Origin of the sequence: Microtetraspora glauca (assembly GCF_040656155.1) — a bacterium.
Classification (GTDB): domain Bacteria; phylum Actinomycetota; class Actinomycetes; order Streptosporangiales; family Streptosporangiaceae; genus Microtetraspora; species Microtetraspora glauca.
Genome location: NZ_JBFALK010000005.1, coordinates 100,129 through 112,064, shown reverse-complemented (window position 1 = coordinate 112,064; position 11,936 = coordinate 100,129). Strand labels below are relative to the sequence as shown.

Sequence of the window (11,936 nt, the reverse complement as noted above, 5' to 3'; positions counted from 1 at the left end):
AGGAGACGGGATCAGCCCGGTCGAGGATCAGTCCGGTCGGGGATCAGCGGGAGGAGAGGTACTCCTCGCCGAGAGCCCGCAGCCGGGAGTGCGCGGACTCGTAGATCTCGGGGCGGCCGAGGTAGGCCTTGGGCAGCTTGGCGACCATCGTGTAGTTCGTGTCGCACACGTTGCCCACCGGCGCCTCGCCGCCCTGGCTGACCAGTTGGTACGCGTCGAGCTGGTCGAGGCCGGTGAGCGAGGCCGCCCAGGTGACGAGGTCGTGCTGGCTGATGCGGTACGCGTCTTCGAGCGGCCGGGCCGAGCCCGTGGACATCAGGTGGTCGTCGTCCTCCAGGCGCGGCCACGGCGTGGCGACGCCCTTGATGAGCTCGACGGCGACGACGGTGTTCATCGCGGCCTCGACGGCGGTGCCGCAGACCTCGCCGTGTCCCTGGCGGCAGTGCCCGTCGCCGATGGCGAACAGGCCGCCCGCCACGTTGACCCCCAGGTAGACCGTGACGCCGGCCCGCAGTTCGGGGGTGTCCATGTTGCCGCCGTGGGCGTCCGGGGTGATCGTCATCCGCGCCTCGGAGGCGGCCGGAGCGACGCCCACGGTGCCGTGCATCGGGTCGAGCGGCATCTCCACGCTGAAGTCGCTGTTCCGGGCCTGGTAGCGGACGGTCCGCTTCTCCACGTCCACGTCGTACATCCAGACGACCTCGTCGAGGGGAGGCTGGAGCATCGCGGTGGTGTGGGTGCCGGTGAGCGCCCCGAAGTGGGGGAACGTCGTGGAGACGGCCCAGTCGCGGGCGGGCTCGATGGAGACGAAGTGCAGGGCGAGCGTGTCACCGGGCTCGGCCCCCTCCACGTGGAAGGGACCGGTGACGGGGTTCAGGAAGGGGAACTCGCACACCTTCGACGGCAGGTCCTCGGGGCCGCGCACCCGCCCGCCGAAGCAGTCCTCGGTGAAGAGTTCGAGGACCGTGCCGGGGGCGATTCGGGCCACGGCGGGCCGTCCGCCGAAGGTGTAGGCCAGGTCCTCGGCCTTGGGCCGGAAGGAGACGACGTTCACTCGGAGACCTCCGTCTCGTCGGGAAGGGTGGGGCGACGGCCGATGAGGATGAAGGTGATCAGGATCAGCACGCCGAGTGCCAGCCAGGTCAGGCCGACCGCCTGGGCGGCCACCTTGGCGTTGATCACAACGTACAGCAGGATCAGGAAGCCGATCGCGGGGGCGATCAGGTGCCGCCACCAGTCCCGGCTGCGCTGCCGTACGACGTAATGGACGACGACGGAGACGTGGAGCGCGAGGAAGGCGGTCATCGCGCCGAAGTTGATGAGCGAGCTGAGCTGCCCGATCCCGTCATCGCTGTTGGCGAGGATGAGGCCGAGGACCAGCGAGACGGCGGCAGTGAGGAACGTGGCGTTGACCGGCACCTTGTGCTTCGGGTGGATCTTGCCCAGGAACCGTGGCAGCAGCCGGTCGCGGGCCATGGCGAACAGCAGGCGCGAGGTGGCGGCCTGGGCGACGAGGGAGTTGGCGAAGCCCCAGGCGACCGCGGTCGCGACGGCGGTGAGCACGCTCAGCCAGTGTCCTCCGGCGTACTCGGCGACGTCGTAGAAGGCGTTGTCCCCGCCGTTTTTGAGCAGTTCCGCGCGGTCCGGCGCGAGCAGCGCGGCGACCCAGGTCTGGGCGATGAACAGCGCACCCGCGAGCATGAGCGCGGCCACCATGGAACGGCCGAGCTTGCGCGCGTCCTCACGGCTCTCCTCGGCGAGCATCGAGATGCCGTCGAAACCGAGGAAGGACAGCACCGCGACCGAGACGGCTCCGAACACGAGCGGCCAGGTGAACGTCGACGAGTCGAAGATTGGGCTGAACGCGTCTCCGTGTCCCTTGCCCTGCGCGAGGGCGACGACGCCGACGACCAGGAAGATCGCCAGCACGATCAGCTCGGCGACCAGCATGATCTTGTTTATCCGTGCGGTCATCTGGATGCCGAAGTAGTTCACCGCCGTGTTGAGGACGATGAACATGATCAACCAGGCCCAGACGGGAATCACGGGCACGAACGACGCCATGGCCGCGCTCGCCACGAGATAGAGCAGCGCGGGCACGAGGATGTAGTCGAGCAGGATCACCCAGCCGGCGAGGAAGCCGACCGGGGCGGCGATCCCGCGACCCGCGTAGGTGTAGACCGAGCCGGCCATCGGGAACGCCTTGGACATCTGCGCGTACGACAGGGCGGTGAAGGCCATCGCGACCATGCCGATGACGTACGCCAGCGCGACCATGCCGCCGGAGCCCTGGAAGACGCCGCCGAAGATGCCGAACGGCGCGATCGGCACCATGAAGATCAGGCCGTAGATGAGCAGGTCGGTGAAGCTCAGCGAGCGTTGTAACTGCTGCTGGTATCCGAAACGCTCCACGCCGTTCGCGGCGCTTTGCGATGACGCGGGCGAGGACGGCGCCGCGGAGGGAGACGACATCAGAACTCCTTCGAACGCTGGGGGCAGAGCGTACGATAGGACTAATCCTTGAAAAGGAAAAGATTTCGTTTGAAAATTTCTTTGTCGGCGGCGTGACCGTGGCGGTCAGGAGGGGAAAGCCCGGCACGGCCCCTGTTCACAGGACGGAGTCACCACGCGGTTCAGAGACCGGTTCGCAAGAGTTCGCCGGAGGGTGCACAAGGACGGTTCGCAAGGACGGTTCGCAAGGACGGTTCGCAAGGACGGTTCGCAAGGACGGTTCATCAGAACGGTTCACAGGTTCACCGGGCAGGGGAGGAGGTCACGACATCGAAGTCCAGCCCGTCGGCACGTCCCAGATAGACGCGCTGCCACACGTGCCGGTCCCGGAGGGTGAGCGGCCCCCTCCCGGTGATGACCGTGGTCCCGTCGGCGACCGCCTCGATCGCGGGCACAGCGAGGGAACCCGCGCGGGCGGCGAGCGCGGCGAGCATGAGAACGCCTTCGTAACACCCGTGCCCGTGCCCGTTGAGCAGCGGCGCGGCCGGGCCGAACCGTCGCGTGTAGCGCTCCTGCAGCCAGAGGTTGTCGTCCGTGGTGATGCCCCCGAAATAGCCCATCGCGGTATAGAGCTCACCACTGGAGTCGCCTCCGATGGCCAGCAGGCCGTGCTCCTCCAGCGCGCCGCAGAGACGGGCACAGTCCAGCCCGCTCGCCGCGAACGCCCGGTTGAACTCGATCAGGTCGCTGCCGATGAGGTTGAGCAGCACGACGTCCGGCCGTACGGCGGCGAGCTCCTCGATCAGCGGCGCCATGTCGCGGGTGCCGGCGGGGAGGAAGCGCTCCCCGACGATCCGCGCCGAACAGGACATCAGATGGACGCGCGCGGACGCGTGCACCAGGTACGGCCAGATGTAGTCGTTGCCCAGCAGGAACCAGCGCCTCGCCCGCCGGTGCCCGATCAGCCAGTCGATCCCCGGGGCGACCTGCGAGGACGCGGGCTCTCCGAGGAAGTAGACCCCGGGGGAGCGGGCACCGCCCTCGTACGGAGGCGTGTAGACGAACGGGGCCGCGCCGCGAAGCGCGCGCTCGATCCCGACGCGCACATCGCTGGCGTGGGTTCCGACCACCGCCTGTACGGCTCCCGCGCGCACCAGCCCGGCGACCTCGGCGCCGACCTCGGCGGGGCTCCGGCCGCCGTCGATCAGGACCAGCTCGACCGGCCTGCCGAGCATCCCGCCCGCGCCGTTCACCTCCGCGGCCGCCAGCACCGCGCAGTTGATCGCGCACGGTCCGACGAGGCCGAGCACGCCGGAGACGGGCACGACCAGGCCCACGCGGAGCGTGTCCGCCCTGAGCACATGCGCTTCCAGGGGATCGATGACCATCGTGGCGGGATCGATCACGAGGGAAGAGTATCCTCCATCCGCATCCGCGCAGGGAAGCGGAAAAAGCACAAGAAAACGCAGGAAGGGAGTGGTTCGTGGCCATGTCGGGATCGAGCCTCCTCACGCACGAGCCGAGCGTTCCGTGATGACGGCCGGATCCGGTGACGCGAGCCAGGTCAGGCTTCCCTCGGAAGGGGCGGAGGCGCCGGTGACCTCCTCTGGCCTGGAGTCCTCGCTCGCGTACCTCCTGAGCCGTGCCGAGCGGGCGGTCAACCGGAGCCTCGGGGCCGCGCTCGCGAGCGAGGAGGTCTCCGTCGAGCAGTGGCGCATCCTCCAGGCGCTCGCGGACGGGCGCGGCCACTCCATGGGCGGTCTGGCCGAGGCCGCGCTGATGCCGCACCCCACGCTCACGAAGGCCGTCGATCGGCTCGTCGAACGCGCCGTCGTCTATCGCGGTCACGATCCCCTCGACCGCCGCAAGGTGGTGGTCTTCCTCGCGGATCGCGGACGCGAGCTCCTGGCCCGCCTGGAGGCGGGGATCGCCGAACACCGCCGTGCCGTCCTCGCGGCGTACGGCGCGGCCCGCACCGAACGGCTCATGCGCGAACTCGACCATCTGGCACGCTCCCTCGGCGGCTGAGCCGCGCGGAGGCGGAGATCGGTTGAGCCGCGCGGGAGCGGAGATCGGTTGAGCCGCGCGGGAGCGGAGATCTGTCCTGGACGGCACCTCCGTCCGCGAATGTCGGGAAGCGTCCTCTCGCGCGCTCGCGTCCGGCGCCACGCCTGCAGTAGACCTGTAGGCGTGGCACAACTGGTGATCGGCCCGCTGCTCCGTCATGCCGACGCGGCGAGCGCGACCATATGGGTGGAGACGACCGAGCCGTGTGCGGTCACGGTGCTGGCGGGCGAAACGCGCTCCGAGGAGCGCACCTTCACCGTCCACGGGCACCACTACGCGGTCGTCGACGCCGCCCTCCCGGAGGTCACGCCGCCCGGCGGCACGCCGTACCGCGTGGAGCTGGACGGCGAGGCCGTGTGGCCGCCCCCGGGCATGCCGCCCACCGTCGTCCGGCCGCTCACCGCCCTGCGCCGCCTGGTCTTCGGCACCTGCCGGACCAGCGTCCCGCACGACGGTCCGTACGTGCTGACGCACGGCGTGGACGTCCTGCGCGCCCACAGCCTGCGGCTCATGGAGTCGGGTGAGCTCCCGGACCTGCTGGTCATGCTCGGCGACCAGGTGTACGCCGACGAGCTCTCACCGGACATGAAGGACTTCGTCGCCGCCCGGCGGAGTGACGGTCCCGAGGAGGTCGTGGACTTCGAGGAGTACGCCGAGCTCTACCGCCGGGCGTGGTCGGACCCGCCGGTCCGCTGGCTGATGGCCACGGTGCCCACCCTGATGATGTTCGACGACCACGACATCAGGGACGACTGGAACACCTCGGCCGAGTGGCGCGAGCGGATGGCCGGGGTTCCGTGGTGGCGGCGGAGGATCGTGTCCGGCCTCGGCGCCTACTACGTCTACCAGCATCTGGGCAACCTGACCGCCGAGGAGCGCGGGGCGGATCCCGTGCTCGCCGCGCTGAGGGCGGGCGACGACGGCGCGGCGCTGGACGCGTTCGCCGCGCGGGCCGACGCCGAGCCCGCCTCCGTCCGCTGGAGCTACCGCAGGGACATCGGATCCAACCGGGTGATCATGCTGGACAGCCGGTGCGGCCGGGTCCTCACCCCCGGCGCGCGCCGGATCATGGACGACGACGAGCGGGCGTGGCTGGAGGAGTCGGCCACCGGCGACGTGGACCACCTGATCGTCGGCTCGTCGCTGCCGGTGCTCCTGCCCACGGGCATCCATCACGTCGAGAGCTGGAACGAGGCCGTCTGCGACGGCGCCTGGGGCCGGCGGGCCGCCCGGTGGGCCGAGCGTCTGCGCCAGCTCGTCGACCTGGAGCACTGGGCGGCGTTCCGCGGATCCTTCGAGCACCTCGCCCGGCTGCTCACCGGCGTCGCCTCGGGTGAGAGGGGACGTCCGCCGGCCACCGTCCTCCTGCTGTCCGGCGACGTCCACTACTCCTACCTCGCCTCGGTACGGCCGAAGCGAGGGAGACGCGACGGGAGAGGCCGGATCCACCAGATCGTCTGCTCGCCGATCCGCAACCCGCTCAGCCGTACGCTCAGGCTGGCCAACGTGGTCGCGTCCTTCGCCGTGGCGGGTCCGCTCGGGAGCCTGCTGGCCCGGGCGGCCCGCCTGCCGAGGCCGCCGATCCGGTGGCGGCTGGCGGCCGGGCCCTGGTTCCAGAACGCGCTGGCCACCGTCGACCTCACTCCGGACACCGCCACCGTGACCTGGCGGACCCACGACGCCGAGCTGGGGGCGATCAGGCTGCCCTGAGCTCCTCCAGGGCGGCGGCGAGCTGGTCCACCGCCCAGCCGAGGTCCTCCCGGGAGACGACGATCGGCGGCGCGAGGCGGATCGTCGAGCCGTGGGTGTCCTTGGCCAGCACGCCGCGGCGCATCAGGGCCTCGCTCACCTGGCGGCCGGTCCCCAGCGAGGGGTCGACGTCCACACCCGCCCACAGGCCGCGCCCGCGTACCGCCACGACGCCCGAGCCGACCAGCTCGCGCAGCCGCTCGTGCAGGTAGTCGCCCAGCTCCCGCGCCCTGGCCTGGTACTCCCCGGTGCGCAGCAGCCTGATGACCGCGCTGCCGACCGCGCACGCGAGGGGGTTGCCGCCGAAGGTCGAGCCGTGCTGGCCGGGCCGGATGACGCCGAGGACGTCCGCGTTCGCCGCCACCGCCGAGACCGGCACGACGCCGCCGCCCAGAGCCTTGCCCAGGACGTAGATGTCGGGGACGACGCCCTCGTGATCACAGGCGAAGGTGTCACCGGTGCGGCCGAGCCCGGACTGGATCTCGTCGGCGATGAACAGGACGCCCCGCTCGGAGCACAGGTCGCGCACCGCCGAGAGGTAGCCGTCCGGCGGCACGAGCACGCCCGCCTCGCCCTGGATCGGTTCGAGCAGCACGGCGACAGTGTTCTCGTCGATCGCCTCGCCGATCGCTTCGGCGGAGCCGTACTTCACGAGCCTGAACCCCGGCGTGTACGGCCCGAAGCCGTCGTGGGCGTCTGGGTCGGTGGAGAAGCTCACGATCGTGGTGGTGCGACCGTGGAAGTTGTCCTCCATCACGATGATGTTCGCCTGCTCCGCGGGGACACCCTTGACCTCGTATCCCCATTTGCGCGCGACCTTGATGGCCGTCTCGACGGCCTCCGCGCCGGTGTTCATGGGCAGGATCATGTCCTTGCCGCACAGGTCGGCGAGGCCCGCCGCGAACTCCGCGAACTGGTCGTGGAAGAACGCCCGGCTGGTCAGCGTCAGCCGGTCGAGCTGCTCACGGGCCGCCGCGAGGATCTCGGGGTTGCCGTGGCCGAAGTTGAGCGAGGAGTAGCCCGCCAGGCAGTCGAGGTACCGCCGGCCGTCGACGTCGGTCACCCAGGCGCCCTCGGCCGAGTGGAGGACGACCGGCAGGGGATGGTAGTTGTGCGCGCTGCGGCGCTCGCTCAGCTCGATGAGGTCCGTGGCGTTCCCTGCGGCGTTCGCTGCGGCGTTCGTGGTGGCGTTCATGTCGGCGTTCATGCTGCCGAGACCTCCCGGATCTCCAGGGTGCAGCACTTGGGGCCGCCGCCCGCCTTGCGCAGCTCGGACAGGTCCACGGGGACGACCGTGTAGCCGAGGCGCTCCAGCTCCAGCGACAGACCCGTCGCCTCGGCGTTGATCACCACGTTGGCGCCGTCGCTGACCGCGTTGAGCCCGAGGACCGCGGCGTCCTCCTCCGTGGCGATCACGGCGTCGGGGAACATGCGCCGCAGCACGTTGCGGCTTCCCTCCGAGAACGCCCCGGGGTAGTAGGCGACGTTCTGCCCGTCCAGCGGGAACAGCGCGGTGTCCAGGTGGTAGAACCGCGGGTCGACCAGCCGCAGGGTGACCACCGGGCGGCCGATGAACTCCTGGGCCTCCACATGCGCCGCCACGTCGGTGCGGAATCCCGTGCCCGCGAGTACCACGTCGTCGAGCGTGAGGAAGTCGCCCTCGCCCTCGTTGGTGTGCGCCGGCTCCATCGTCTCGAAGCCCCGGTCGGCGAACCAGCGCAGGTAGGCCGGGCCCTCGGCGGCGCGCTCCGCGTGCGTGAACCGGGCGCCGTAGACCCGGCTGTCCACCACGAGGGCGCCGTTCGCGGCGAAGACCATGTCGGGAAGGCCGTCCACGGGGTCGATGAGGCTCACCTTGTGCCCCAGCTCCTCGTACGCCCTGCGCAGCCCCTCCCACTGCTGTACGGCTCGCGCCGCGTCCGCGCCCTGGTCCGGGTCCATCCACGGGTTGATCGCGTAGGTCACGGCGAAGAACTCGGGACGGCACATCAGGTAGTGCCGTGCCGTACCCGTCCGATCGCCGCCCGTGACGGCGGGCAGGGTCGCAAGAGCCATGCGGAACTCCAGGGAGAAGGTGGTTGACTGCTCCTCAGCCTAGAAACCCGGACATGTCGGGCCAATGCCGCGCCATTGCGCCCTGGCGTGGATCGGTTGCGTTATTCCCTGTTTTTGTGGCGATCCGTTAATCGGCCGCCGGTCGCCGTCCGGCCGCCCGTCAGGGTTTCTCGTCGATCAGCCGGGACAGCACGATCGAGCTCTTGGTGCGGACCACGAACGGTTCGGCGGCGATGCGCTCGATCACCCGCTCCACGTCCCGCACGTCGGTGGCGCGGATGTGCAGGAGCGCGTCGGCCTCGCCGGTCACCGTGCAGGCCGACACCACCTCGGGGTGCCGCGCGATCGCCACGCCGATCTCCGCGGGGGAGGTCTTGCCCCGGCAGAAGAGCTCGACGTACGCCTCGGTGGTCCAGCCGAGGGCCGACGGTTCGACCCGCGCGCTGAACCCGGTGATCGCGCCGCTGGCGAGAAGCCGGTCGACCCGCCGCTTGACCGCCGGGGCGGACAGGCCGACGTGGGCTCCGATTTCGGCATATGTCGCCCGAGCGTCCTCCACGAGGACACCGATGATGGCGCGATCCAATCCGTCCAACTTCACGCGGACCTGTATATCGTGTGCCGGGCCGGAACCGGTGATCGGCGCCATGGACCGCCGGACGGTCCCGCACTCCGCGCACAGCCTGGAAGAGGGTGGAGAGGCCGGCGGGACGTCCTGTCCAGGCTCACGCCTTTCCGGTATGTTGTCGAGGCCGTTCGCGGTCTGTTCACCGGTTCGACGGCTCGGCTCCCGTTCTCTGGGAAACCGCGGTGTCGCTGGTGATCGCCCTTGCCGGCGTGGCCGTCGGCGTACGGGTCTTCCAGAGCGAGAACGCCTGAAACCTGCAGAATCCAGCCGGAACCGCGACGCAGCCTTGAAGTGATTTCTGCGAGCGACCTACGGTCAGGAGGTCACAATGGGTGACGTGGCGGACGTCAATTTCACTCTCGTCCAGCTGCGTTACTTCGTGACCGCGGCCGAGTTGGGAAGCATGACCGCGGCCAGCCGGGAGCTGATGGTGGCGCAGTCGGCGATCTCGGCGGCCATCGCGCAGGTCGAGCGGGAGCTCGGCGTCCAGCTGCTCATCCGGCACCATGCCAGGGGTCTCTCGCTCACCCGCGCCGGGGAGCGCTTCCTCGTCGAGGCGAGGGACTTCCTCTCCCACGCGGCCGCGCTCGCCGAGTCGGCTCGCGGCCTCGCGGGCTCGCTGACCGGCGAACTCGCGGTGGGCTGCTTCACCACGCTCTCGCCGTTCTACCTGCCCCGGCTGCTCCGCCGGTTCGCCGACCGCCACCCTGGCGTGCGGGTCACCCTCTCGGAGGGGGAGGTCTCGGCCGTCCAGCGCGCGCTCGTGGACGGCCGCTGCGAGGTGGCCCTGCTCTACGCCATCGACCTGGCACTCGACCTCGACGTCCGGGTCCTCACCCGGGTCAGGCCGTACGTCCTGTTGCCGTCCGGTCACGCCATGGCGGAGGCGGAGGCGGTCTCGCTCGTCGAGCTGGCCACCGAGCCGATGATCCTGCTCGACCTGCCACACAGCCGCGACTACTTCCGCGCGCTGCACCCGGTCGAGCCGCGCGTGCGGTTCCGCAGCTCCAGCTACGAGACGGTGCGGGCGCTGGTCGCCGGAGGCCACGGCTACTCCATACTCAACCAGCGGGCCGCGACCGACCAGACGTACGACGGCGGATACGTCGTCGCCCGGCCGATCAGCGATGAGGTCCCGCTCCTCGACATCGTCCTGGCCTCGATGCGCGGTGTGCGGCTGACCGCCCGCGCCACCGCGTTCACCGAGACCTGCGAGGAGTTCTTCGCGAGCGTCTCCTGACCCTCCCGGCCGGGATCACCCGATGTCGGCGAGGATCGCCTCCAGGTAGGCCCGCGTGCTGGACGCCGGGCGTGCCTCCACGCACAGCGTGTTCATCACCTGCATGTACGCGTCGGTCTCCTCGGGTTTGTCCAGGTAGAGCGCGCTGGTGAGCTGTTCGAGGTAGACGACGTCGGGCAGCTCGGACTCCTCGAAGCGGAGGATCGTGAACGGCCCGCCGGCGGCGGAGTGCCCGCCCCGGTCGAACGGGACGACCTGCAACGTCACGTTGGGGTTGCGGGTGGCCTCGATCAGGTGCTCGATCTGGCCTCGCATCACCTCGGCGCCGCCGATGGGACGGCGCAGTGCCGCCTCGTCCACCACGGCCCACAGCCGGACCGCGTCCGGGCCGGTCAGCCGCTCCTGGCGGCGCATCCGCAGGTCGATCCGCCGGGAGATGTCGTCCTCGGGGGCGCCGGCGTTGCCGAGCAGGATGACCGCCCGCGCGTAGTCGGGGCTCTGCAGCAGCCCCGGCACGAACTGGAGCTCGTAGGTCCGGATGACCGAGGCGGCCTCCTCCAGGCCGACGTAGACCTCGAACCAGTGCGGCAGGACGTCGTTGAACTTGTGCCACCATCCGGGGGCGTTGGCCTGCCTGGCGAGGTCCAGGAGCGTGGCCCGCTCGTCCGGATCGGTCAGGCCGTACAGCGTGAGCAGGTCGGCGACGTCGCGTTCCTTGAAGCTGACCCGGCCGAGCTCCAGGCGGCTGATCTTGGCGTGCGAGGCCCGGATGGCGTGTCCCGCCTCCTCCGGGGTGATGCTCTTCGCCCGCCGGAGCTTGCGGAGCTGGGCGCCGAGCAACATGCGCAGGACGGTCGGCCCGCCTCGCGGGCGCCCCGTTAATCGGGGATCGGCGTGGGCGACCTGCAGCGATTTCACATGGACTCCATTGCGCTGACGGATTCCTACGGTGTTTCTACAGCGGTTCCTACGGCGGTCGACTTCCGACCACAGTCAACCAGTGTCCCATTGCGTCAGAGTGACGAGTAGAGGATCGCGGTTCCGGACGGACAACGCCATGGTTACGGCAAATCAACGCCGAACATCTCTAAGTTCGTACATTTGCGAGTGGGGGCGCGCTTGCCTTCTTAAGGTGCAGGGAACGATAGACGGCGGCAGCGCACTCATGTGACACCCGACTCGCGTAGGGATCCGATGACCGCAGATCTGGCAGGCAGGAGAGCCGGCGCCGCACCTTCGTGGGCAACGCCGGCGTTCGGTCCTGACAGCCCGGATCCGGCCTCTCCGCCGCTCGCTACCTGTGCGCTCCAGGGCGAGACCGCGTCCGCCTCCGTCGCCCGCGACTTCACCGCGCACACGCTGGGCGGGTGGGGCCTGCCGGGCCTGATCGACGACGCCCAGCTCGTCGTGTCCGAACTGGTGACGAACGCCCTGCGCCACGGGCTCTCCACCGGCCTGGAGGCGCCCATCCAGCTGCGGCTGCTCAGCCAGGGCGTCCACGTGCTCTGCGCGGTGCGCGACCCCAGTGAGCGGGCGCCGCAGCGGGGCCCGCAGAACGACGAGTTCGCGGAGACCGGCAGGGGCCTCTACCTGGTCGAGGCCGTGAGCCTCACCTGGGGCTGGATCCTGATCAGGGGCAGCGGAAAGATCGTCTGGGCCGTCCTCGACCACCCCGCCTGACAACGCCGCCCACCGGGTCCGGCATCGCCGTACCTGATGGGGCGTGCCACCATGATGGCCGCCGCG

General features: G+C 70.2%; 11 protein-coding genes. 4 read left to right on the top strand and 7 right to left on the bottom strand.

Annotated elements, in window-relative coordinates:
• Positions 1–43 precede the first annotated feature (43 nt).
• From AB0I59_RS11625 to AB0I59_RS11615, 3 genes are all read right to left on the bottom strand, one after another.
• Complete coding sequence (locus AB0I59_RS11625; RefSeq protein ID WP_061259691.1) at positions 44–1,054, bottom strand: acetamidase/formamidase family protein; 1,011 nt, start codon at positions 1,052–1,054, stop codon at positions 44–46.
• Entirely contained in the window at positions 1,051–2,472 is a 1,422-nt protein-coding gene (locus tag AB0I59_RS11620) for an APC family permease (RefSeq protein ID WP_061259690.1), read from the bottom strand. The genes AB0I59_RS11625 and AB0I59_RS11620 overlap by 4 nt, the downstream gene beginning before the upstream one ends.
• Before the next feature lie 281 nt (positions 2,473–2,753).
• The gene (locus tag AB0I59_RS11615; protein ID WP_061259689.1) at positions 2,754–3,857 is read right to left on the bottom strand and encodes a substrate-binding domain-containing protein; all 1,104 of its coding nucleotides are present in this window, start codon (positions 3,855–3,857) and stop codon (positions 2,754–2,756) included.
• A gap of 127 nt (positions 3,858–3,984) precedes the next feature.
• Between AB0I59_RS11615 and AB0I59_RS11610 the strand changes: the two genes are divergently transcribed.
• Together AB0I59_RS11610 and AB0I59_RS11605 are read left to right on the top strand one after the other, a co-directional pair.
• A complete protein-coding gene (locus AB0I59_RS11610) occupies positions 3,985–4,479 on the top strand; it encodes a MarR family winged helix-turn-helix transcriptional regulator (protein ID WP_082777425.1) in 495 nt (164 codons plus the stop codon).
• Positions 4,480–4,641: 162 nt separating this feature from the next.
• Positions 4,642–6,228, top strand: a complete 1,587-nt coding sequence (locus AB0I59_RS11605) for an alkaline phosphatase D family protein (protein ID WP_358132184.1) — start codon at positions 4,642–4,644, stop codon at positions 6,226–6,228.
• Here the strand turns inward: AB0I59_RS11605 and rocD are convergent.
• The 3 genes from rocD to AB0I59_RS11590 form a co-directional block, all read right to left on the bottom strand.
• Complete coding sequence (gene rocD, locus AB0I59_RS11600) at positions 6,215–7,474, bottom strand: ornithine--oxo-acid transaminase (RefSeq protein WP_435830934.1); 1,260 nt, start codon at positions 7,472–7,474, stop codon at positions 6,215–6,217. The genes AB0I59_RS11605 and rocD overlap by 14 nt on opposite strands.
• Positions 7,471–8,322: a dimethylargininase gene (gene ddaH, locus AB0I59_RS11595; RefSeq protein WP_061259688.1), complete on the bottom strand. Its 852-nt coding sequence runs from the start codon at positions 8,320–8,322 to the stop codon at positions 7,471–7,473. The genes rocD and ddaH overlap by 4 nt, the downstream gene beginning before the upstream one ends.
• A gap of 160 nt (positions 8,323–8,482) precedes the next feature.
• Positions 8,483–8,923, bottom strand: a complete 441-nt coding sequence (locus AB0I59_RS11590) for an Lrp/AsnC family transcriptional regulator (RefSeq protein WP_061259687.1) — start codon at positions 8,921–8,923, stop codon at positions 8,483–8,485.
• Between the two features lie 355 nt (positions 8,924–9,278).
• On the opposite strand from AB0I59_RS11590, the gene AB0I59_RS11585 reads away from it, so the two are divergent.
• Positions 9,279–10,190, top strand: coding sequence for a LysR substrate-binding domain-containing protein (locus tag AB0I59_RS11585; RefSeq protein WP_061259686.1), 912 nt, complete (start codon positions 9,279–9,281; stop codon positions 10,188–10,190).
• 15 nt (positions 10,191–10,205) lie between these two features.
• Here the strand turns inward: AB0I59_RS11585 and AB0I59_RS11580 are convergent, their stop codons facing one another.
• Positions 10,206–11,099: a Sco1979 family transcriptional regulator gene (locus AB0I59_RS11580; RefSeq protein WP_494410548.1), complete on the bottom strand. Its 894-nt coding sequence runs from the start codon at positions 11,097–11,099 to the stop codon at positions 10,206–10,208.
• A 285-nt stretch (positions 11,100–11,384) separates the two neighbouring features.
• Between AB0I59_RS11580 and AB0I59_RS11575 the strand changes: the two genes are divergently transcribed.
• Positions 11,385–11,870 (top strand): ATP-binding protein, encoded by a 486-nt coding sequence (locus AB0I59_RS11575; protein WP_358132181.1) that lies wholly within the window; start codon positions 11,385–11,387, stop codon positions 11,868–11,870.
• Positions 11,871–11,936 lie beyond the last annotated feature (66 nt).

Coding starts and splice junctions, on each gene's coding strand:
- AB0I59_RS11575 (WP_358132181.1), top strand. CDS start 11,385: ATGACCGCAGATCTGGCAGGCAGGAGAGCCGGCGCCGCACCTTCGTGG.
- AB0I59_RS11620 (WP_061259690.1), bottom strand. CDS start 2,472: ATGTCGTCTCCCTCCGCGGCGCCGTCCTCGCCCGCGTCATCGCAAAGC.
- AB0I59_RS11585 (WP_061259686.1), top strand. CDS start 9,279: ATGGGTGACGTGGCGGACGTCAATTTCACTCTCGTCCAGCTGCGTTAC.
- ddaH (WP_061259688.1), bottom strand. CDS start 8,322: ATGGCTCTTGCGACCCTGCCCGCCGTCACGGGCGGCGATCGGACGGGT.
- rocD (WP_435830934.1), bottom strand. CDS start 7,474: ATGAACGCCGACATGAACGCCACCACGAACGCCGCAGCGAACGCCGCA.
- AB0I59_RS11610 (WP_082777425.1), top strand. CDS start 3,985: ATGACGGCCGGATCCGGTGACGCGAGCCAGGTCAGGCTTCCCTCGGAA.